General features: G+C 72.3%; 23 protein-coding genes, 1 tRNA gene and 2 pseudogenes. 9 read left to right on the plus strand and 17 right to left on the minus strand.

What is annotated here, in order from left to right:
- The first annotated feature begins 29 nt into the window (after window positions 1–29).
- From ABZT93_RS09210 to ABZT93_RS09220, 3 genes are read left to right on the plus strand one after another with little or no spacing between them, the layout of a single operon-like run.
- Window positions 30–1,433: a glutamine synthetase family protein gene (locus tag ABZT93_RS09210; protein WP_356101156.1), complete on the plus strand. Its 1,404-nt coding sequence runs from the start codon at window positions 30–32 to the stop codon at window positions 1,431–1,433.
- A gap of 2 nt (window positions 1,434–1,435) precedes the next feature.
- Complete coding sequence (locus tag ABZT93_RS09215) at window positions 1,436–2,620, plus strand: amidohydrolase family protein (protein WP_356101158.1); 1,185 nt, start codon at window positions 1,436–1,438, stop codon at window positions 2,618–2,620.
- 2 nt (window positions 2,621–2,622) lie between these two features.
- Window positions 2,623–3,159, plus strand: coding sequence for an NUDIX hydrolase family protein (locus tag ABZT93_RS09220; protein ID WP_356101161.1), 537 nt, complete (start codon window positions 2,623–2,625; stop codon window positions 3,157–3,159).
- A gap of 13 nt (window positions 3,160–3,172) precedes the next feature.
- Here ABZT93_RS09220 and ABZT93_RS09225 read toward each other — a convergent pair whose 3' ends face one another.
- The 3 genes from ABZT93_RS09225 to ABZT93_RS09235 form a co-directional block, all read right to left on the minus strand.
- Complete coding sequence (locus ABZT93_RS09225) at window positions 3,173–3,502, minus strand: DUF2218 domain-containing protein (RefSeq protein WP_356101164.1); 330 nt, start codon at window positions 3,500–3,502, stop codon at window positions 3,173–3,175.
- 98 nt (window positions 3,503–3,600) lie between these two features.
- Window positions 3,601–4,530, minus strand: coding sequence for a carbohydrate kinase family protein (locus tag ABZT93_RS09230; protein WP_356101166.1), 930 nt, complete (start codon window positions 4,528–4,530; stop codon window positions 3,601–3,603).
- Window positions 4,527–5,204, minus strand: coding sequence for a class II aldolase/adducin family protein (locus ABZT93_RS09235; RefSeq protein WP_356101168.1), 678 nt, complete (start codon window positions 5,202–5,204; stop codon window positions 4,527–4,529). Before ABZT93_RS09235 ends, ABZT93_RS09230 begins: the two co-directional genes overlap by 4 nt.
- A 93-nt stretch (window positions 5,205–5,297) precedes the next feature.
- On the opposite strand from ABZT93_RS09235, the gene ABZT93_RS09240 reads away from it, so the two are divergent.
- From ABZT93_RS09240 to ABZT93_RS09255, 4 genes and pseudogenes are all read left to right on the plus strand, one after another.
- Entirely contained in the window at window positions 5,298–5,957 is a 660-nt protein-coding gene (locus ABZT93_RS09240) for a TetR/AcrR family transcriptional regulator (RefSeq protein ID WP_356101171.1), read from the plus strand.
- A 24-nt stretch (window positions 5,958–5,981) separates the two neighbouring features.
- Window positions 5,982–6,269 carry a DUF1905 domain-containing protein gene (locus ABZT93_RS09245; RefSeq protein ID WP_356101174.1) on the plus strand — a complete coding sequence of 96 codons (288 nt, stop codon included), beginning with the start codon at window positions 5,982–5,984 and terminating at the stop codon, window positions 6,267–6,269.
- A gap of 244 nt (window positions 6,270–6,513) precedes the next feature.
- Window positions 6,514–7,509, plus strand: a complete 996-nt coding sequence (locus ABZT93_RS09250) for a glycoside hydrolase family 43 protein (RefSeq protein WP_356101475.1) — start codon at window positions 6,514–6,516, stop codon at window positions 7,507–7,509.
- A gap of 286 nt (window positions 7,510–7,795) precedes the next feature.
- Window positions 7,796–7,897: pseudogene (locus ABZT93_RS09255) on the plus strand (sarcosine oxidase subunit gamma); the annotation flags it as partial.
- 125 nt (window positions 7,898–8,022) lie between these two features.
- Here the strand turns inward: ABZT93_RS09255 and ABZT93_RS09260 are convergent.
- The 8 genes from ABZT93_RS09260 to ABZT93_RS09295 all read right to left on the minus strand — a co-directional run bounded on the left by ABZT93_RS09260 (window position 8,023) and on the right by ABZT93_RS09295 (window position 13,706).
- Window positions 8,023–8,096: transfer RNA gene (locus ABZT93_RS09260), tRNA-Pro, on the minus strand.
- Window positions 8,097–8,423: 327 nt separating this feature from the next.
- Window positions 8,424–8,780 carry an MmcQ/YjbR family DNA-binding protein gene (locus ABZT93_RS09265; RefSeq protein WP_356101176.1) on the minus strand — a complete coding sequence of 119 codons (357 nt, stop codon included), beginning with the start codon at window positions 8,778–8,780 and terminating at the stop codon, window positions 8,424–8,426.
- Between the two features lie 30 nt (window positions 8,781–8,810).
- On the minus strand, window positions 8,811–9,344 hold the full coding sequence (locus ABZT93_RS09270; RefSeq protein ID WP_356101178.1) for a GNAT family N-acetyltransferase: 534 nt from the start codon (window positions 9,342–9,344) through the stop codon (window positions 8,811–8,813).
- Window positions 9,341–9,919 carry an XRE family transcriptional regulator gene (locus ABZT93_RS09275; protein WP_356101180.1) on the minus strand — a complete coding sequence of 193 codons (579 nt, stop codon included), beginning with the start codon at window positions 9,917–9,919 and terminating at the stop codon, window positions 9,341–9,343. Before ABZT93_RS09275 ends, ABZT93_RS09270 begins: the two co-directional genes overlap by 4 nt.
- Window positions 9,920–9,970: 51 nt before the next feature.
- On the minus strand, window positions 9,971–10,873 hold the full coding sequence (locus ABZT93_RS09280) for a LysR family transcriptional regulator (RefSeq protein ID WP_356101181.1): 903 nt from the start codon (window positions 10,871–10,873) through the stop codon (window positions 9,971–9,973).
- A 27-nt stretch (window positions 10,874–10,900) separates the two neighbouring features.
- Window positions 10,901–12,094 (minus strand): glycine C-acetyltransferase, encoded by a 1,194-nt coding sequence (locus ABZT93_RS09285; RefSeq protein ID WP_356101183.1) that lies wholly within the window; start codon window positions 12,092–12,094, stop codon window positions 10,901–10,903.
- Between the two features lie 98 nt (window positions 12,095–12,192).
- Window positions 12,193–13,221, minus strand: coding sequence for an L-threonine 3-dehydrogenase (gene tdh, locus ABZT93_RS09290; RefSeq protein ID WP_356101184.1), 1,029 nt, complete (start codon window positions 13,219–13,221; stop codon window positions 12,193–12,195).
- 317 nt (window positions 13,222–13,538) lie between these two features.
- The gene (locus tag ABZT93_RS09295; protein ID WP_356101185.1) at window positions 13,539–13,706 is read right to left on the minus strand and encodes a hypothetical protein; all 168 of its coding nucleotides are present in this window, start codon (window positions 13,704–13,706) and stop codon (window positions 13,539–13,541) included.
- 345 nt (window positions 13,707–14,051) lie between these two features.
- Here ABZT93_RS09295 and ABZT93_RS09300 point away from each other — a divergent pair, with 345 nt between their 5' ends.
- On the plus strand, window positions 14,052–14,375 hold the full coding sequence (locus tag ABZT93_RS09300; protein WP_356101188.1) for a hypothetical protein: 324 nt from the start codon (window positions 14,052–14,054) through the stop codon (window positions 14,373–14,375).
- 41 nt (window positions 14,376–14,416) lie between these two features.
- Window positions 14,417–15,010 (plus strand): GPP34 family phosphoprotein, encoded by a 594-nt coding sequence (locus ABZT93_RS09305; RefSeq protein WP_356101191.1) that lies wholly within the window; start codon window positions 14,417–14,419, stop codon window positions 15,008–15,010.
- 28 nt (window positions 15,011–15,038) lie between these two features.
- On the opposite strand, the pseudogene ABZT93_RS09310 reads toward ABZT93_RS09305, so the two are convergent.
- The 6 genes and pseudogenes from ABZT93_RS09310 to ABZT93_RS09335 all read right to left on the minus strand — a co-directional run.
- Window positions 15,039–15,203, minus strand: a pseudogene (locus tag ABZT93_RS09310) (TetR/AcrR family transcriptional regulator); the annotation flags it as partial.
- A 59-nt stretch (window positions 15,204–15,262) separates the two neighbouring features.
- Entirely contained in the window at window positions 15,263–15,841 is a 579-nt protein-coding gene (locus tag ABZT93_RS09315; RefSeq protein WP_356101194.1) for a GAF domain-containing protein, read from the minus strand.
- A gap of 58 nt (window positions 15,842–15,899) precedes the next feature.
- Window positions 15,900–16,499, minus strand: coding sequence for an ATP/GTP-binding protein (locus tag ABZT93_RS09320; RefSeq protein ID WP_007386183.1), 600 nt, complete (start codon window positions 16,497–16,499; stop codon window positions 15,900–15,902).
- On the minus strand, window positions 16,477–16,848 hold the full coding sequence (locus ABZT93_RS09325) for a DUF742 domain-containing protein (RefSeq protein ID WP_031052041.1): 372 nt from the start codon (window positions 16,846–16,848) through the stop codon (window positions 16,477–16,479). Before ABZT93_RS09325 ends, ABZT93_RS09320 begins: the two co-directional genes overlap by 23 nt.
- A gap of 2 nt (window positions 16,849–16,850) precedes the next feature.
- Window positions 16,851–17,285, minus strand: a complete 435-nt coding sequence (locus tag ABZT93_RS09330) for a roadblock/LC7 domain-containing protein (RefSeq protein WP_057610220.1) — start codon at window positions 17,283–17,285, stop codon at window positions 16,851–16,853.
- A 68-nt stretch (window positions 17,286–17,353) separates the two neighbouring features.
- Window positions 17,354–20,230: an ATP-binding protein gene (locus ABZT93_RS09335; RefSeq protein WP_356101197.1), complete on the minus strand. Its 2,877-nt coding sequence runs from the start codon at window positions 20,228–20,230 to the stop codon at window positions 17,354–17,356.
- Window positions 20,231–20,860: the final 630 nt, after the last annotated feature.

Consider the following 20,860-nt stretch of genomic DNA (forward strand, 5'->3'; position numbering starts at 1 on the left):
CGATCGGCCGAGCCCGTCGTGGAGGACGTATGACCACCCTTGCCGACCCCGTACCCGGGGGCCGTCCCGGGGACGTGGACCGGGCCACCGCACTGAGTGAGGAGCTGTCCGCGAAGGGCGTGCACGGTGTGGTCCTGGCGTATGTCGACACCGCGGGAATCTGCCGGGTGAAGACGATCCCGGCGGCGAAGCTGGCCTCCGCCGCCGCCTGGGGCGTGGGCATGTCACCGGTGTTCGACACCTTCCTGGCGAACGACTCCATCGTCACCACGGACACCCTGGGCTCCCCCGACGGCGATCTGCGTCTGTACCCCGATCTCGACCGGCTCGTGGCCCTGGCCGGGCAGCCCGGCTGGGCGTGGGCGCCGGTGGACCGGATCACCCAGGAGGGCGAGCGTCATCCGGGCTGTTCGCGCACGGTCCTCAGGCGGATCGTCGCCGAGGCGGCCGAGCGGCACGGGATCACCTTCGAGGCGGGCATCGAGATCGAGTGGGCGGTGGGCCGGGGCCCGGCGGCGGAGGGTGACTTCGTGCCCGCCGTGTCGGGACCGGCGTACGGCGCCACCCGGCAGGTGGAGCTGAGCGACTACGCGGCCGACCTGCTGGCCGCCTGCGCCGAGCAGGGCATCGAGGTCGCGCAGCTCCATCCCGAGTACGCGGCCGGGCAGTTCGAGATCTCCACGGATGCCCTGGACCCGGTGGCGGCGGCCGACGTCAGCGTCCTCGTACGGCAGACGATCCGTGCGGTGGCCCAGCGGCACGGCCTTGCCGTCTCCTTCGCCCCGGCCGTCTTCGCCGAGGGCGTCGGCAACGGCGGCCATCTGCATCTCTCCGCCTGGCGCGACGGCGTGAACCTGCACTCGGGCGGCAAGGGCCGGTACGGCATGACGCGCGAGGCCGAGTCGTTCGTCGCGGGTGTCCTCGCCCATCTGCACGCGCTGACGGCCCTGACCGCGCCGAGCCCGGCCAGCTATCTGCGCCTCAAACCCTCCCAGTGGGCCGGGGTGTTCACCGCCTGGGGCCGTGAGACCCGGGAGGCGGCCGTGCGCATCGTGACCGGCACGGCGGGCCTGACCGACCGGGCCGCGAACCTGGAGCTGAAGCCGGTGGACCTGGCCGCGAACCCGTATCTCGCCCTCACCGGCCTGATCGCCGCCGGACTCGACGGGCTGACCTCGGCCATGCCCCTGCCCAGGGAGATCACCGGCGACCCGGCCCTGCTCCCCGCCGACCAGGCCACCGCCATGGGCGTACGCCGGCTCCCGACCTCCCTCTCCCAGGCGGTACGGGCCTTCCGCGCCGACGAACAGCTGCGGGCCGCGCTGGGGCCGGCCCTCGCCGACGCCGTGGTCGCCGTGCGCTTCGGGGAGAGCGATTCCGTGGCGGACCTGGACGACGAGCAGATCGCGGCGGCGTACCGCTGGAAGTACTGAGCATGAGCGGACGTGTCCACGAGGCCCTCGCCGCCGCCCGGCTGGTGGACCACCACTGCCACGGGGTCGTCACCGGCGAACTCGACCGGACGGGCTTCGAGTCGCTGCTCACCGAGGGCAGCGCCTGGCCCGGAATCTCCCCGTTCGACAGCCCCGTCGGTGTGGCGGTCCGGCGTCACTGCGCTCCCCTGCTGGACCTCCCCCGCCACGCGCCGCCCGACACCTATCTGGCCCGCCGCGCCGAACTCGGCCCGCACGAGGTCAACCGCCGTTTCCTGACCGCCGCGGGTACGGACGTGTTCTGCGTGGACACCGGGTACCTGCCGGAACGTCTCTCCACCCCGGCGGAGCTGGCCGGGGCCGCGGGCGGGACGGCGTACGAGATCGTGCGGCTGGAGAGCGTCGCGGAGGCGGTGGCGGCGCGGGGCGTGGAGCCTGACGGGTACGCGGACGTGTTCCGCGCGTCCTGTCTGGAGGCGGTCGGGCGCCCGGGTGTGGTCGGAGTGAAATCCGTGGCGGCCTACCGCACCGGCTTCGACCTGGACCCGGTGCGCCCCTCGGACGCGGAGGTCACCCGGGCCGCCGCCGAGTGGCTCGCCCGCGGGGGCCGGCTCGCCGATCCCGTTCTCGTACGGCATCTGCTGTGGACCGCCGTGGACCTGGGGCTGCCGCTGCAGCTGCACACCGGGTTCGGCGACAGCGACATCCGCATGCACCGCGTGGATCCGACCCACCTCACCGACTGGCTGCACCTGACCGCGGGCACCATCCCGGTCCTGCTGCTGCACTGCTGGCCGTACCAGCGGCAGGCCGCCTACCTGTCCGCGGTGTTCGAGCAGGTGTATCTGGACGTGGGTCTCACCCTCCACCACGTCGGCCCCGCGCGATCCCGGGCGATCCTGGCGGAGGCGCTGGAGATCACGCCGTTCCGCAAGCTGCTGTACAGCTCCGACGCGTACGGAGTGGCCGAATTCCATCTGCTCGGCGCGCTGTCCTTCCGGCAGGGGCTGGCCGCCCTGCTCCAGGAGCGGGTGGACGCCGACGAACTGAGCCTGCCGGACGCCTTGCGCATCGCGGCCTGGACGAGCGCGGACAACGCCCGCCGCCTCTACGGACTTCCCGCCCCGTCCCCGTCCCACCAGGCGGGCGCGACTGAGCGCCCGCCGTCCCCGGAAAGTATGATCTAGCAATGTCTGACTTGACCGAAACCACGCCCGGCTGGCTGAGCGCCGACGATCTCGAGCAGGCGCGCGCCCGGATGCCCATCCTGTACGTCGAGGCCGTGCCCGTGCGCGTCGACGACAGCGGCGAAGTCACCAGCGTCGGCCTGCTGCTGCGCATCGGACCCGACGGGACGGTCAGCCGGACTCTGGTCTCCGGCCGCGTTCTGCACCACGAGCGGGTCCGGGACGCCCTGTTGCGCCACCTGGAGAAGGACCTGGGACCCGTGGCGCTGCCCAGGATCCCGTCCTCGCTCCAGCCGTTCACGGTGGCGGAGTACTTCCCCACTCAGGGGGTCACGCCGTTCCACGACCCGCGCCAGCACGCGGTGTCCCTCGCCTACGTCGTCCCGGTGGCCGGCGACTGCCGGCCGCGGCAGGACGCCCTGGACCTGGTGTGGTTCAGCCCGCAGGAGGCCCTGTCACCGGCGGTGGCGAGCGAGATGCCCGGCGGTCACGGAGTGCTGCTCAAGCAGGCGCTGGCCCACGTGGGCTGCTCGATCTGAGGCCTGCCCCCGGTCAGTCGGTCTCCTTGCGCTGCGTCGTGCCGGGCTCGCCGCCGTCCCTCGTCCACTCCACGACGAGTTCGTCCTTGCTGCCGAAGCGGACCAGGTGGCTGCCGACGACGCCCTCCAGGAGATCGAGATGTTCGGACTCCGTCTCCAGCGTCAGCAGCAGCGCGCCCTCGGTGGCGGTGAGGGAGCCCTTGCCTCCGTTCTGGAAGAGCAGGCTGCCCTCACCGCTGTCCTCGTCCCACGTGGTCTGGCTGCGACGCCCGAGGTGCGAGGCGAGCTGCTTGGCGTAGCGGTGCGGGCGTTCGGTGGCGACGCGGGCTTCGGAGCGGGGCATGGGAACTCCCAGGGTGCGGTGGTGCTGTACGGACTCGTCGCTGCCGCAACACCGGACGCCCCACGCCCATTCCGCACACCGTGGGGTAGATGTGCGGCCTAGGCGCGGGTCTCGCTCGTCATGGAGAACTCGTCGGCCTCCGCCAGGTCGAAGTCTCCGTGGTCGCTGCCCAGGCCCTGGGCCACCAGTGCCGCCGCGGCACTGCCCAGGATCGCCGCCTCGCGTGGCGTACGGCCCAGGCTCATCCCACGCAGGAAGCCCGCCGAGAAGGCGTCGCCGCAGCCGGTGCTGTCGACGACCTCGACCTGGAAGGCGGGGACCGTCTCCGTGCCGTCGGCGGTGACCAGGAGGGCGCCGTCGCCGCCGCGGGTGACCGCGACCAGGCCCACTCCACCGGCCAGGAACTTCTTCGCGCCGGTCACCACGTCCTGTTCCTCGCTGAAGCCGAGGACCTGGTCCTCGTTGGGGAGCAGGAAGTCGACGTACGGGAGCAGCGGTTCGATCTGGTCGAAGGTGCCGAGTTCGCCCGGGGCGAGGAGGTCCACCGAGGTGACCACGCCGTGCTCCTTGGCGTACGCCAGGATGCGGGCGGCGACCTCGGCGCCTATCAGCTCGGGGCCGCCGAGGTGCAGGTGGCTCGCCTCGGCGACCGCGTCCCAGGGCACGTCGTCCAGGCCGTAGGTGATGTTGGCGCCGAGCAGGTGGAGGGTGGGGCGGTCGCCGTTGGGGCGGATGGGCAGGACCGTCGCGGAGGTGGAGGTGTCGATACGGCGGACCAGCAGCCCGGTGTCGATCCCCGCCTTGCCGAGGAGCTGTGTGAGCAGGTCGCCCGTCGGGTCGGTGCCGATCGCCCCGGCGGTGCGTACCGAGGCGCCCAGCTTGGCCAGGGTGAGGGCGGTGCCTGCGGCCGTGCCGGCGGCGGTCATACGGATGTCCTCGACCAGGGTCGCGCCCTGGCCCTCGGGTATCTCCTCGACCGGCCGGACCAGGACGTCCAGCACGTGCACGCCCATGGTGACGACGTTCATCTGTTCCCCTCCTGTGCGGATTGCGTGGTGCCGTAGTTGCGGGCGAGGGCGGCCTCGATCACCGCGATCTGCTGCTGTTCGTCGAGGAAGCGCGGTGTACCGAGCGCGGCCGCACGCTGGTAGACACCGCAGGCCCACTCCAGGAGCAGCGCGTGCTCGACCGCCTTCTCAAGGGTCGGGGCGTGGGTGACGGCCCCGTGATTGGCCATCAGGGCGGCGCCCCGGCCCTCCAGCGCGGTGAGGACCGACTCGGCGAGTTCCGGGGTGCCGAAGGTGGCGTACGGCGCGACCCGGACGGTGCCGCCGAGGGCCAGCAACTGGTAGTGGACGCAGGGCAGTTCGTCGAGGACGAGGGAGAGTGCGGTGGCCATCGGGGCGTGGGTGTGCACGACGGCGCCGGTGCCGTAGCGGCGGTAGACGCCGAGGTGGAGGTCCAGTTCCGAGGTCGGCAGCAGGCTGCCGGTCACGATCTCTCCGTCGAGGTCGACGACGGTGACCTGGTCCGGGGTGAGCTCGGCCAGGACGGCACCGGTCGCGGTGATCGCCACGCGGTCCTCGACGCGTACGCTGACGTTGCCCGCCGTACCGATGAGCAGTCCCTCGGCTCCCAGACGGCGACAGGCGTCCGCCACGGCGACCCGCTCCTCGCTCAGCACCGGGCTTGAGTCGGTCATGCGCGCGACGCTAACCTAAACCTGAAACAAAGTCACGTTCACGTTCGGAGGTTGTCACGTGAGGTCGTCGCGTGGGTGAGCGGAGGTCGTCCCGTGGCTGAGCCCGCCCCGGACGCCGACCCGGCCGCATGGATCGCCTCCCTGCGCCGCACTCCCCAACAGGCCCGCAGCCGGGCCCGGTTGGCCAGGGTGCTCGAAGCCGCGGAGCGCATCCTGGTCGAGGAGGGCGTCGAGTCGCTCACCACGACCCGGATCGCGTCCGAGGCGCGGGTGTCGGTCGGTTCGCTGTACCAGTACCTGCCCGACCGGGGGGCGATCATCGAAGCGCTCGCGGCCGGCTACTTCGCGAAACTGGAAGCGGCGATGGACGCCCTCGTCGAGGCCGCGGCCGCCGAGCACTGGGAGGACCCGGTCGGTGTCCTCATCGACGCGTACGCCGAGATCTACCGCACCGAACACGGCTTCCGCGCCCTGTGGTTCGGCAGCGGACTGACCGAGCGGACCCGGGCCGCGGACCGCGAGCACAAGCACCGGATGGCCGACGGGATCCGCCGCATCCTGCTCGCGCTGCGACTAGCCGAGGACGACGAGACACTCGCCCGCGTCTGCCACACCGCGATCCTCGCCGCCGACGCCCTCGCCCAGGAGGCCTTCCGCCGGGACACGAAGGGAGACACGGCGCTGCTGGAGGAGGCGAAGATCCTGCTGCGCGGATATCTCACGGACATCGCGGCGCGGTACAGACTGTCCTGACACCATCGGGACAACGGGGGTCTCATGCAGCTCACCTTCACCGGCCGAGTGGTCGAATGGCGGGGCCCGGCCCCCTACTACTTCGTGCCCGTGCCCGGCCAGGAGTCCGCCGACATCGGTGAGGTGGCCCGGATGGCCACGTACGGCTGGGGCGTGGTCCCGGTCGAGGCCCGGATAGGCGAGGTCACCTTCACGACATCGCTGTTCCCGAAGGACGGCGGCTATCTGCTGCCGCTCAAGCAGGCGGTGCGCCGGCCGGCGGGGCTGTCGGCGGGGGACGCCGTGAGGGTGGAGTTGACGGTCCGCTTGTAGCGGCCGCCGGCACGGACCGCGCCCGCACTCGCGTCAGCACCGGCGCGGGCTGTACGGCGCCCCCGGCCGAGAACCGCGATCGCGAGCCCCGGTCCACGGCCGTCGGCGCGGTCATCCGGTCCTGCCGGTTCTGTTGGTCCTGCCGGTCCTGCCGGCGTCGGCACACGACGTCCTCGGCCGGCTGATCACGCCGCCCACGTATCGTTCAGCCGTGACCGACAGCGAGCCCCTGCGGCTGCCCGACATGCCCTTGCACGACCCGTTCGTCGTCGCCGACGAGGAGACACGGACGTACTGCCTCTACACGTCCAACGAACCGTCCGTGTCGGGTGTCGAGGGCGTCGGGACGATGGTCTACCGCAGCCGGGATCTGCGGGACTGGACGCGGCCCGTCGTGGTGTTCCGGACGGACGAGCAGGAGGGGATCTGGGCGCGGGACGGCGGGTGGGCGCCGGAGGTGCACGCGTGGGGCGGCAGGTACTACCTCTTCACCACCCTGCACGACGAGGGCCGGGTGCTGCCGGTGCCGCCCTCCGGGCGCTGGGGTACGCCCTTCCAGCTGCCGAACCATGCGCGCGGCACGATCACCGCCGTGTCCGACTCCCTGCTGGGCCCCTTCACCGTCGTCGACCCGTCCGGGCCGACCCCGCCCGCGCATCTCATGACCCTCGACGGCACGCTCTACGTCGATCCGGCCGGGCAGCCCTGGATGGTGTACGCGCACGAGTGGCTGCAGACCGTCGACGGGACGATGGAAGCCGTGCGGCTGGCTCCCGATCTGACCGGGACCGTCGGCGAACCGGTGTTCCTGTTCAAGGCTTCGGACGCGTTCTGGCTGGGTGAGCAGATCCCCGCCGGCGTACCGCACCAGCTCGCGCCCTACGTCACCGACGGCCCGCAGCTCCACCGCACCCCCGACGGCGCGCTCCTCATGCTGTGGTCGACGTACGAGAAGAACAGGGCCGGAGCGGACGGCACCGTGAGCGGCGGCTACGTGCAGACCTACGCCGTCTCCAAGTCCGGTGAGCTGACCGGTCCTTGGCAGCAGCGCCGACCGCTGGTCCGGGACGACAGCGGGCACGGCATGCTGTTCCGGACCTTCGAAGGCCGACTGATGATGATCCTCCACCGTCCCTTCGAGAACGCGCGCGGGAAGCTGTACGAGATGCGGATCGAGGGCGACGAACTACGGGTGCTGCGGCAGTGCACCGACCTCGACGGCGACGGAATCGGCCCCTGAGACCCGCGTTCCGCGCGGCGGTGACCGCCTGGTCCCGTGCGGCGGTGGCACCGGCACGGCCCAGTTCCCGCCGTAGGGCCGTCAGGTTCGCGCGGTCGGTGGCCGTGGCGCGCCGCGCGGCCTGCGCCGCCGCCAGGGGTTCCAGTTCCTGGCGGACCTCGGAGATGTGGGCGAGGTCGGTGATGTCGACCTCCGTGGCGAAGGTGCCGCGACGGGGGTACACAGTGATCAGCCGCGCACGTCCTGCGGGCATGGCTGGACCGGTGGCCCTGCGCACCAGCCCTCCGTGACGACGGAGCTGCGTGAAGCACTCCAGGGCGCCCCCGGTTCGGTCGTGGACGTCTCGGCGAACCGCACCACCCTGGAGCTGAGCGGCCCGTCCGCCCGGCCGGGGGTGTTCCACCGGCCTGCCCCACGCAGCGGAGACCGGCGGCGCCGGCCGGGTCGCCGTCACTCGCGGGTCACACGAAAAGGGCCCCCACAGGCTTTCGCCTGCGAAGACCCTTCGCACCGTCGGGACGACAGGATTTGAACCTGCGACCCCTTGACCCCCAGTCAAGTGCGCTACCAAGCTGCGCCACGTCCCGGTGCCCGTCTGACCTGGGGTTTCCCCTGGCCGAACGCGCAGAGAAACCATACCGCACTCGGGTCGGTGGTCGCGCACTCCTTTCTCCGCTTGACCTCAAGTTTGGTCGAGGTTGCACGATCGTCCGCGTGACGATCACCGAGCAACGTGGACGGACGTACGGCTACGAGGACCCGCCCCGGCTCATGGGGCTGATGACGGGCGACGAGAAGCACGGACCGGCGGCCACGTCGACGCTGGACGTGCTCTGGGTGCTCTACGACCGCGTGCTGCGGGTGCGCGCACGGGCTGGACGCTCGGTCGCTGCGGGAGCGGGTCGGCGCCTTCCTCACCCCCTGGACAGGCCCAGCTCCGGATACGCGTCGAGCAGCCGGGGCGGGGCGGCCTGTCGCCAGGAGTCGGCGAGGATGTCCCGCAGCTCGCCCTCGTCCTCGATCGCGGAGAGACGTGCGCGCACCCAGGCGAACTGCGCCTCGTGGCCGGCGATCCAGAACTTCCCGGGCTCGGCCAGCACCAGCTCGTCGCGCTCCTCCTTGGGGCAGCGCACGGCGATGGAGGTCTCGTCCTCGGGCAGCGTGGCGAACATCTTGTCCGCGACCCGGAACGTGGGCATGCTCCAGGCGATCTTCTCCGTCGTGTCCGGCAGGGACAGGGCGATACGGCGTACGTCTTCGGCGTCCGGCATGACAGGCACCGTAGCGGCTGCCTCTGACAATCACCTGGTCGGAGCGGGCGCCACGAGTCGCTTGTAGTAGAGGGTCGTCGGCCGCAGCACCCCGCCGGGATCTGCCGCGTAGTCGGGGATGACGCCGGCCCGGGTCCAGCCGGCCGCTCCGTAGAGGCGCTCGGCGGGGCTGTCGGTCTCGGTGTCCAGGTGGAGCAGAGTGATTCCGGCCGAACGGGCGGCGTCCTCCGCGGTGCCCAGAAGCCGCCGCCCGAGGCCGTTGCCGCGCGCGTCCCGGTGCACCATCAGTTTGACCAGCTCCGCGCGGTGGCGGGAGTTGGGCTTGTCGGGGAAGGCCAGACTGACGGTACCGACCGCGCGGTGCCCGTCGTACGCCGCCCACACCGCGAGGTGCCCCGCGGCCGCCGCGCTCGCTCGCTCCTTCCACCAGGCGACGGCCGCCGCGCGGTCCATCGGCGAGAGGAAGCCGATGGAGGCGCCGCCGGCCACGGTGTCGACCAGCAGGTCGGCCAACTGGTCTGCACAGTGGTTCAGTTGCACCTCGTTCAGGCGGGTGACGATCACGGCAGGACCACCGCCAGCACGTACCGCGCCGCGTCGGGGCCCGCGCACCGGAACCGCGTCGGTCCCCACACCCGCAGCCGCAGACAGTCCCCGGTGCCGAGGTGGTGCTCGACGTCCTGGGCGGTCACGTCGAGCGCGCCCTCCAGAACCCAGATGTGCTGCTCCAGGCCGGGCACGGGCGGCCGGTCGTAGGCGATGTCGGCACCGGCGGCGAGCCGTCCCTCGACGAGTTCGCCGCGCAGTCCGGAGTGCGGCGGCGACACGGACCGCCGTACGAACCCGGAGGCCCGGTCCTCCCACACGGGCTGGTCGGCGCCCCTGACCAGCAGAGCGGGCGCGGCCTCGACCTCGCTGAGCAGTTGGGACATGGTCCGTCCGTACACCCCGCACAGCCGGTTCAGCAGCGAGGCGGTGGGGCTGATCTCCGCCCGCTCGGCGCGGGAGAGGGTGGACCTGCTGACTCCGCTGCGCTCGGCCAACTCACCCAGGGACCAGCCCTGTTCGGCCCGCAGCTCGGCGAGTCGGACGCCGAGGCGGGTGTCGACGGGGTCGGGTCCGGGTTCATCGCGTTTCACATTCGGGATGCTATCCCACATACGAGAAACCCGTCGGCGTGGGCCGGCCCGCTACTCCGCGGCAACGGCTCCGAGCGCGTCCAGCACAGGACGGATGAGGGGGTGCTCCTCGGCTCCCCGCCGTACGGCCGCGAAGACCCGGCGGGTCGGGGCCACCCCGTCGACCGGCCGTACGACGACTCCGGCGAGGTCCATACCGATCAGTGCCGAACGCGGCACCAGCGCCACCCCCGCGTCCGCCGACGCGAGTGCGACCACCGCGCGGAAGTCGTCCGAGGAGTGCTCCAGGCGTGGCTGGAAACCGGCGTGCTCGCAGGCGAGGACCACCACGTCATGGCAGGGGTTGCCCGGGTAGGGGCCGATCCACGGGTCCTTGGCGAGCTCGGCCAGCGGCACCTCGCCCGCCTCGGCCAGCCGGTGGCTCACCGGCACGACCGCGTCGAAGGGCTCGGCGTACAGCGGCACATGCGCGAGACGGGGGTCGTCGGCGGGCGGGGCCCCGCGGTACTCCACCGCGACCGCCACGTCGACCTGCCGGTCAAGGACCATCGGCAGGCTGGCGTCGCCCTCGGCGTCCTGGACCCGGAGGTGGATGCCGGGGGCCGTCGAGGCGAGGCGGGCCACCGCGGGCGCCACGACCAGGGCGATCCCGGTCGCGAAGGAGGCGACGGTGACCGTCCCGGCCGCGCCCGAGCCGTAGGCGGCCAGCTCGGCCTCGGCCCGCTCCAGCTGGGCGAGGACCGCGTTGGTGTGGCTGAGCAGGATCTCGCCCGCAGGGGTCAGCCGTACGCCCTTGGCACCGCGCTCCACCAGACGGTGGCCGGTCTCCTGCTCCAGGGCCGTGAGCTGCTGCGAGACCGCCGAGGGCGTGAGATACAGCGCGGCGGCAGCCGCAGTGACCGTGCGGTGGTCGGCCACCGCACGCAGGATGTGGAGCCGCCGTGCTTCGATCATGGGATCGATTATCGCAATACGTCCGGACTAGGCCCCCAGCTCGGCCCTGGCCGCGACGAAGGCGTCGACCGCACGGTTCACGTCGTCCGTGGAGTGCGCGGCCGACAGCTGCACCCGGATGCGTGCCTGCCCCTGCGGTACGACCGGGTACGAGAAGCCGATCACGTACACGCCCCGTTCCAGGAGCAGCTCAGCAAGGCGTCCCGCCTGCGCCGCGTCCCCGATCATCACCGGCGCGATGGCATGGTCGCCGGGCAGGACGTCGAAGCCCTCCTCGGTCATACGGCGCCGGAACAGCGCGGTGTTCTCCCGCAGCCGCACCCGCAGGTCGTCCGCCGACTCCAGCAGGTCCAGGACCTTCAGGGAGGCCGCGGCGATCACCGGGGCGAGCGTGTTGGAGAAGAGATACGGCCGTGAGCGCTGGCGCAGGAGCGCGACGATCTCTGCGCGGGCGGCCACGTAGCCGCCGGAGGCGCCGCCGAGCGCCTTGCCGAGGGTGCCCGTGATGATGTCGACGCGGTCCATGACGCCGTGCAGCTCGGGGGTGCCGCGGCCGCCGGGGCCGACGAAGCCGACCGCGTGGGAGTCGTCGACCATGACCATGGCGTCGTGGCGGTCGGCGAGGTCGCAGATCTCCTTCAGCGGCGCGACGTAGCCGTCCATCGAGAAGACGCCGTCGGTGACGACCAGCCTGCGGCGGGCTCCCGCGGCCTCCTTCAACTGCCGTTCCAGGTCGGCGAGATCACGGTTGGCATAGCGGAAGCGGCGGGCCTTCGACAGCCGGATGCCGTCGATGATCGACGCGTGGTTCAGGGCGTCGGAGATCACCGCGTCCTCAGGGCCCAGCAGGGTCTCGAAGACACCGCCGTTGGCGTCGAAGCAGGAGGAGTACAGGATCGTGTCCTCCTGGCCGAGGAAGCTGGACAGCCGCGCCTCCAGCTCCTTGTGCACCTCCTGGGTGCCGCAGATGAAGCGGACCGAGGCCATTCCGTAGCCCCAGCGGTCCAGGGCCTCGTGCGCTGCGGCGATCACCTCGGGGTGGTCGGCGAGGCCGAGGTAGTTGTTGGCGCAGAAGTTGAGGACCTCGCCGGGGCGGCCGCCCGCGGCGACCCGCACGGTCGCGGACTGCGGGGTGTCGATCACGCGCTCGGGCTTGTGCAGTCCGGCGGCGCGGATCTCGTCGAGGGTGGCGCGCAGGTCGTCGCGCACGGAGTCGAACATCGTCAGTCCCTAAGTCAGTTGGTCCAGAAGTCCGTTGGTCCAGAAGTCCGTTGGTCCAGAAGTCCGTTGGTTCAGTCCAGTCAGCTGGTCCAGTCGAGTCAGCTGGTCCAGTCGAGGATGACCTTGCCGCCGCGGCCGCTCGCCGCGTCGGCGAACGCCGCCTCGAAGTCGCGATAGCCGTACCGGCCGGTGATCACGGGGGCGAGGTCGAGGCCGCCCTCCAGGAGGACCGACATCGCGTACCAGGTCTCGAACATCTCGCGGCCGTAGATGCCCTTGATGGTGATCATGGAGGTGACGATCCGGGCCCAGTCCACCGGGAACTCCGCGGCCGGCAGTCCCAGCATCGCGATCCGGCCGCCGTGCGTCATGTTGGCGATCATGTCGCGCAGGGCCTCCGGCCGCCCGGACATCTCCAGGCCGATGTCGAAGCCCTCGCGCAGCCCCAACTCCCTCTGCCCGTCGGCGATCCGAGCGTCCGACACGTTCAGTGCGAGGCTCACGCCGATCTTGCGGGCCAGTTCCAGGCGCTCCTCGCTGACGTCGGTGACGACGACGTTGCGGGCACCAGCGTGCCGGGCGACCGCCGCCGCCATCAGACCGATCGGCCCGGCTCCGGTGATCAGCACGTCCTCGCCGACCAGCGGGAAGGACAGCGCGGTGTGCACGGCGTTGCCGAACGGGTCGAAGATCGCGGCCACGTCGAGTTCCACGGGGACGCGGTGCACCCAGACGTTGGCGGCGGGCAGCGCGACGTACTCCGCGAAGGCCCCGTCCCGGCCGACACCGAGTCCGACCGTGGCCCGGCACAGGTGCCGCCGCCCGGCGAGGCAGTTGCGGCACTTGCCGCACACGAGGTGCCCCTCGCCGCTCACCCGGTCCCCGATCCGGATGTCCGGGACGTCGCGCCCGGTCTCCACGACCTCGCCGACGAACTCGTGTCCGAGCACGAGCGGGGTCCGGATCGCCTGCTGGGCCCACCCGTCCCAGGACCGGATGTGCAGATCGGTGCCGCAGATGCCGGTGCGCAGCACCTTGATCAGTACGTCGCCGGGGCCGACGGCCGGCTCCGGGACGTCCGCGAGCCACAGCCCGGGCTCGGCCTTCTCCTTGACCAGCGCCTTCAAGGTACGGCTCCTGTGGGTGCGAGGGTGGGTACGAGGGGTGGGTACGAGGGGTGGAAACGCCCAGCAATCTGCCGTACGACACCGTCCTGGTCCATCGAGGATTTCTTAAGCGGTGCCACAGCTCCGCTTCACGCCCTCGCACGAGCCTCGGGACCCGGGCCGACCGACGACAAGCCTGCGGCGTCGCTCACCGGGGTGAGCGCCCGCGGAGTGCCTGTGTCAGCCGCGGTACCCGCCGACCGGCCGAGGCGAGACGTGAACGAGACGTGAAGGGCGCGGGCGCCCTTCTGCGGCGGCAGGACGCTGGTGCAACGGCGTCAGGCGTAGCGCTCCTCGAAGTCCGGCTGGGGCCTCGGCGGAGTGGGCTGCGGCATCGCGCTGTCGGGCCTGCTGGTCCTGGTCGTGCGGCCCGTCGCCGACTGGCGCGCCGCCTGGTGGGCCGCCGCCGGGCTCACCGCGCTGCCCGCCGCCGCCTCGTGCAACACACGGCAGGACGAGGGGCCGGCCGCCCACCACGGGTGGGGGCAGCGCGAGGCCCCGCACACACCGCTGGTTCGGTGCGCTGTTCGTCAGCTACACGCTGGAGGGCGTCGGCCACATCGTCGCCGGGACCTTCCTGGTCGCCGCCGTCGGACAGGGCTCGGCGGGCCGGGTCGGCCGCGGCGCCCGGATGCTCGTGGGCCTGGCCGCCGTACCGTCCGCCGCGCTGTGGGCCCGGCTGGGCCGCCGCTGGTCCCTCCCCGGACTGCCGGCAGGGCGCTCGGGGTCCAAACGGCCGGCATCGCGCTGCCCGCCCTGGTCGGGGTACGGCCGCGGCGCTCGGCTCGGCGATGCTGTTCGGCGCCACGTTCATCGGCGTCAGCACCCTCGCCCTGGCCCTCGGAGCGCACCTGAGGTTCCCCCGCGCGGTCGCCCTGCTGACCGCCGGGTACTCGGCCGGACGGATCCTGGGCCCGTTGGTCGTCGCTCCCTTGCGGTACCACGGGTACCACCGGGCGCTGCTGCCGACGGCCCTCGTGGTCCTGGTGGCGGCCGGGGCCGCCGGCGTGCTGCGGATCGGCTTCCCGTACGACATGGTCGTTTCGGGACGCACGGTCCCCGGGCAGCAGCGAGAATCGACCGGGGACGTCCGGCCCGCCGTGGCCGGCCCCTGAGCACTCACCGCAGAACCCGGCCGACTCACGTGGAGCCACTGATGACCACCGCACGGGACCTCGCGATCGTCGCCCTCGACGTGACCGCCGACAAGCCGGTCGAGCAGGGCGATCTCTCGCTCGCGCTCGCGGGAGCCGAGCTGTTCGACCTCCTCGACGCCCAGGCACTCGTCCTGGACGGCGACCGCATCCTGCCCAGCGCCCAATCCCCCACGGGAGACCGGCTGTTGGACGAGGCCGCCGGTTCGCTCGTACGGCAGGAGCCGTACGAGTCGGTCGAGGACTGGCTGTGGCGGCGAGGCCGCGGGCTGTCCTCGGCCTACGTCGAGGAGCTGGAGCGGACCGGGCTGACGACCCGCTCGCGAGGCCGCCGGATCCCGCTGCGGACCGGGCGGACGGAGCTGGTGGACTCGGCGGCGCGGCGGCAGGCCGAGGAGCGCCGGGCGGCGGGCGAACCCGTCCTCGCCGCCCTGGCGTCCGCCGCCGGGATCGGTGACGAACCTGCAGGTGAACTCGCCGACGAGACGGCCACCGTGCTGGCCGCGGTCGGGGACGCGGTGATGGAACTGGAGGCCGTACGCCAGCGGAAGGTCATCGAGGACGCGGCGTTCGACAACGTCTGGCGCGGTTACTAGAGCCGGCGACGTCCGGCGCGCGCGGACCCTAGGAGGCGGCCGCGTCGGGGAGTGCCCGGCAGTTGTCCCGCAGGGGGCTCAGGCGCCGCGGGCTGTTGTAGAGCTTGGCGAACATCACCTGACCCTCCAACTGGGCCACCACCGCCCGAGCCGCCTCGCGCGCGGAGGACACGGTGGCGTCATCTCGGCCACGCCCAGCGCCGAGTAGTCGCGCCCCTCGATGAGCGAGCAAAGAGGGGGCCCACTCACCCGTCACAGCACCGGGAGCCCGTCGGCCTCCCGTCGCTGCAGGCGTGCGACCAGTTCCGCCGCCGAGGACTTGATGGTCTCCAGGCCGGACCTCCCCCAGGTCCGGGGCTGCACATCCGCCGCGCACACCGTGCCCAGCACCATCCCCGCGGAGTCGATGAGCGGCGCGCCCAGATAGGAACGGATGCCGAACTCGTCGACGACCGGGTTGCCCGCAAACCGCGGGTAGTCACGGACGTCCTCCAGGACCAGTGCCTTGCGGCGGGCGACCACATGGGGGCAGAACCCATGGTCGCGCGCCATATAACGCCCCACTTGCGGCTTGGCCTCCTCGCCGTCCTCGGAGGGCCGAGCCGCGGGGATCCTGAGACCGGCGAAGAACTGCCGGTGCTCGCCGAGGAAGTTGACCATCGCGTACGGCGCCCCCGTGCGCTCGGCGAGCCGCTCGGCGAAGGCGTCGAGCGCGGGCTCCGGATGCTCCCCGAGGCCGAGCAGGCGCAGCCGACGGGTCCGGTCCGGGGCCTCCTTGTCCTCCGGGGTGAGCAGCAGTCGACCGGCCGGGCGTGGTGGGTCGTAGCTCATGGGCGGCCGTCGCTGTGGACGTCGGTCATATGCGGCTCCGTAGCGGTGTGTTTGGGCGTCACATGTGGGCGCCGTGGCTCGGCGCGGGCGCCGGGCTATGGGCGATGAGATGCCGTACGAGGGTGAGCAGGGTCTGCACCCCGGAGCTGGAGATCCGGGCGTCGCAGCGCACGATCGGGATCTCCGGCGGGAGGTCGATGGCGGCGCGGACCTCCTCGGGGTCGTAGCGGTACCCCCCGTCGAACTCGTTGATCGCGACGATGAATCCGAGACCGCGCTGCTCGAAGAAGTCGACGGCGGCGAAGCAGTCCTCCAGTCTGCGGGTGTCCGCGAGGATCACCGCGCCGAGCGCGCCCTCGGAGAGTTCGTCCCACATGAACCAGAACCGTTCCTGGCCGGGCGTGCCGAACAGGTACAGGACGTGTTCCGGGTCGAGGGTGATCCTTCCGAAGTCCATGGCCACCGTCGTCTCGACCTTGTTCTCGATGCCGTCGAGACTGTCGGTCGCGGCGCTGACCGTGGTGAGCAGTTCCTCCGTGCTGAGCGGGGCGATCTCGCTGACCGCGCCCACGAAGGTGGTCTTGCCTACCCCGAACCCTCCCGCCACCAGGATCTTCAGTGCGGTGGGGAAGGGATCAGAGCTGTCGTCGTAGTCCATCGAGCACTGCCTCCAGAAGAGCCCGGTCAGTCGGGTTGTGGGTGAACTCGGGGGGCTTGGTGGTCAGCGCCCCGCAGTCGACGAGGTCGGACAGCAGTACCTTGGTGACCACCGCCGGCAGCTTGAGATGGGCGGCGACCTCGGCGACCGAGACGGGCGCGCGGCACAGGTCGAGCGCCTGCGCGTGCTCGGGGCCGAGGTAGCCGATGGGGGTGGCACCGGTGGCCATCACGTGCGACAGGAGGTCGAACGCGATGGACGGCCGGGTGCGGCCGTTGCTGACCGTGAAGGGCCGCACCAGCCGCCCGGCCGCGTCGTCGAGCCAGGGCCCGTCGCCGACCGCCGCCACGCTCAAGGCCTCATCGCCGGGGATTCGACGGCGTGCTGCCGGGGCGCGGTCACCAGGTAGGGGCGCACGCTCTTGACGAGCATCGCCATCTCGTAGCCGAGCACCGCCGCGTCGGCCTCGCGGCCGGCGAGCACGGCGAGACAGGTGCCGGAGCCCGCGGTGGTCACGAACAGCAGCGTCGAGTCGAGTTCGACGACGACCTGGCGGACTTCTCCGCCGTCGCCGAAGCGGACCCCCGCGCTGCGGCCGAGGGAGTACAGCCCGGAGGCCAGGGCCGCCATGTGGTCGGCGCTGTCCCCGTCGAGGCCGTGGACCGACTTCACGAGCCCGTCGCAGGACAGCAGGACCGCACTGCTGGTGTGCGGCACGCGCTGCACGAGGCCGCTCATCAGCCAGTCGAGATCGGATACATGGCCGGTCGGCGCTTCGCTCGCCATGGTGGATCGACTCCTTGAGGTACGAAGGTCTGCGGGAGCGCTGGGGGGTGGGGTGAACGCGGGGGTGGTCATCCGGCGGGTGCGCTCCCGTCGTGCCGGGGGGTGGTGCGGTGGTGACCGAGGCCTTGCGACTCGGATATATGGGGCCGCTCCATGGGGGTTACGTCGATGGCGGCGGCGTCGGCCGTGGGGGTGCCGTCCGTGTGGCTCGCCTCGAGGTCGATGTGGAGGCTGCTCTCGAAGCCGAAGGAGGCCGACGGATCCGGGGAGGGGGCGGGGCGAGGCTCCAGAGGGGCGAATGCCGATGAGCCGGTGTCGGGGGTGGCCGTACCTGTGTAGGCGGTGTCCGTATGCGTACGGCCCGTTGTGGCCGGGTCCGGGTCCGGGTGGGCCGTACCCGTGTCGCCGGGGCCCATGTCGCCAGGGCCCATGTGGGCCGAGTCCACGAGGGCGGGCCCCATGGGGGTGTCCTCCACGGAGGCCGGGCTCATGGGGGTGGACTCTGTGTGCTCCGAGTCCAGGTAGTCGGCCTCCCTGCGCGGCGACGGCAACGGCAACGGCCTGGTCGGTTCACCGTGCTCCCGCTCCAGGTGTTGCTGGGCCTCGGCGAGGCTGATCCCACGCTGGAAGGCCGCCATCAGCCCCGGGTCGTGGCCGGCGACGTACTCGGCGTCCTGCCGTGGCGCCGGTCCGCCGCGCAGCTGGGGTGCGATGTGCTCCTGGGCGCGCCGCCTGGGCAGTTGGGGCTTGCCCATGGTGCCGCGCACGGTTCCGGTACGGGGGGTGGGCGGAGCGACCACGTGCTCGGCGACCAGCCTCCGGTCGTCGGGCCTGATCCCGGGCACGGCGTCGGCGGGAGTGGGTCGCGCCCCGCGGGCCCCGCGCACGGGCAGCGGCGCGGGACGCCCGGAGTGCGCTCCACCACCGTTCGGTCCGGCTCCACCACCAAGCTGCCCATCGGCCACCGTTCCCTTGCCACCGGCCGCAGGCCGGCTTCCGCCGGAAGCGGGCCCGCCCATCACGCGCCCTGGCCCGGCGGCACTCGATACGGCCGAGCCACCGTTCATCGAGGACCCGCTGCCACTCGACAGGGGGTCCCCGCCAGGCATCGGGCCACCGCCACCCGGTCCACCCGGGCCGCCATCCAGAGGGGCTCCGCCGCCACCCGGCCGGGATCCACCGCCGGACACCGGGCCTTCGCCACCCGCCACGCCTCCGGGACCGTCCAGGGGAGTGCCGTCTGCCCCATGGGGCCCGCCGTCACCCGGCAAGCGGCCGACCTCTTGAGGGACGCTCCCACCGCTGCCCGGTGCCACCGAGCCGCCGTTCAAGAAGCGCCCGTCACCGCCGGACAGAGGATCGCTGCCGCCCGGCCCACGCTCCCCACCGCTCGACACGGCCCCGCCACCATCCGTCGCACCCCCGTCGCCGACGGATACGCCATCACGCGTCGCGCTTCCACTTCCGTTCAGTCCCGGCCCACGGCCACTTCGCCCGTGCCGGGCGCCGTGCGGCACCGCTGCGCCGCTCTTCGCCGACGGCGCCGTACTGCCGTTGAGACCGGCCTCCGCACCGTGGAATTCCCGCCGCTGCGGGTCGGCGCCGGGAGGCGGCTCCCCGGGCGCTCCCCGGTGCCGTGCCTCCTGCCCGGACCGCGGATGGCCCGGACCCTGCGGGGCGGTCCCGACGGCCCCGCCCGTCCCCACGGCTTCCGGCGCGTGCGCCCCGACCGCTCCCGGCGCCGAACCCAGCAGTACCTGCGGCACCACGAGGACGGCCTGGACGCCGCCGTAGATGTTGGTCTGGAGCCGGACGTGGATGCCGTGCCGCTTCGCGAGCTGCGAGACCACGAACAGTCCGATGCGCCCGTCCGCCAGCAGACTCGCGACGTTGACCTGGTCCGGGTCCGCCAACAGGGCGTTCATCCGGTGCTGTTCGGCGACCGGCATGCCGAGCCCGCGGTCCTCCACCTCGACCGCGAGCCCGGAGGTGACGAGGTTGGCGCGCAGCAGCACTTGGGTGTGCGGCGCCGAGAACACCGTGGCGTTCTCGACCAGTTCGGCCAGCAGATGGATGACGTCGGCGACGGCGTGTCCGCGCAGCGTGCCGTCGATCGGCGGCACGAGCTTGACCCGCGAGTACTGCTCGACCTCGGCGATGGCGGAGCGCAGTACCTCGGTCATGGAGACGGGGTTGCTCCACTGCCGACGCGAGACGGCTCCACCGAGGACGGCGAGGTTCTCGGCGTGCCGGCGGATCCGGGTGGCGAGGTGGTCGACGTGGAAGAGGCCCTTGAGCAGGTCGGGGTCCTCGATCTCGTTCTCCAGCTCGTCGAGGATCGAGATCTCGCGATGCACGAGCGACTGAAGGCGCCGCGCCAGGTTGACGAAGACCTCCAGTTTCTGTTCGCTGCCGGCCTGGCTGGAGAGCTGGGCGGCCTGGACCACGGCGGTGACGGCCCCGTCGTGGGCGCGGGCCAGGTCGGCGGCGAGCAGTTCGAAGTCGTCGGCGTCGTCGGGCGGGCCGCTGTGCGGGCTGCGCCGCTGCGGAACCTCCCCGCGGCGCAGGCCCTCGACCAGGGCCCGCAGGTCGGCCTCGCGGCGCGCGCTGCTGCGGCGCAACGCCACAACGCGGTCGCTCACCGTTTTCGCGGCGCGGTCGGCCGCCACGGCGGCGATGAGGACGGCCGCGAGGGTCACCGAGACCGCGCCGGCCAGGACACCCCACAGGATGAGGCCGGGTTGTGCGCCGGTGGAGCGAACCGTGAACAGGACGGCCGCGCAGCCGCTGAGGGCGACCGCGATCGGCGGGAGCACGGCCAGCCGCAGCAGTTGCGGCCGTATGTGCGTCTCAGGCAGCGAGGGGGTGGGGCGGGCGACCGGCCGCCCGTGCCGCCCGCCCTCACGGCGGTCTGCGCGTGCGGCCGGTGCGCGGAGGTGAGACATCGGTGTCCTTGTAGTGGTCCGTCGGTCCTGTTGGCCGGAGAGCTCCGGGCCGGCCGGCCCGGGTCGGCGGGCTCCGGCACGTGCCCCGACCGGCTTCGGGGTGGGTTGCCGCGCGGCTCGCGCGGCGGCATGGTCGTCGGTCACCGGCGCGTCGCCTCCCTCCTCCCCGTACCGCGGCTGTGTGCCGTGGGCATGCGTCATGGCGTACCGGTCGAGAGAACCGCAGACTTCAACCCGTCGTCGCCCGGCGGACACTCACAGTAGTCGCCAAGGCATCATGTGCGAGCGGCAGTTGACAAACTCCCCCGCGGAGCGTCCCGCTCTGGTATGAGGACTCGCACGACAGACCGACAAGCCGAACGACCTGGCGCCCCCGAACGGGTGAACGCCGATCACCCCTGCTCAGAAGCGGTCACAGACGACCACCCGGGGCTCGCGTCACCCACGCACCGCGGTCACCGCGTCGGCCTGCTCCCGGAGCAGGGCGGGCCCACCCACACCCCTCCAGAGCCTTGGCCTGACCCTCCCGCATTGTCACTGAGGGTGTCGAAGGCAGACGTCGGTGTCGCACGCACCGCGGCAAGGGCGTCGACCACAGGCGGTCCCGCGAACGCGCAGGCGATGTTCCGC

Source organism: Streptomyces sp. NPDC005303 (genome assembly GCF_040607335.1).
Classification (GTDB): Bacteria; Actinomycetota; Actinomycetes; order Streptomycetales; family Streptomycetaceae; genus Streptomyces.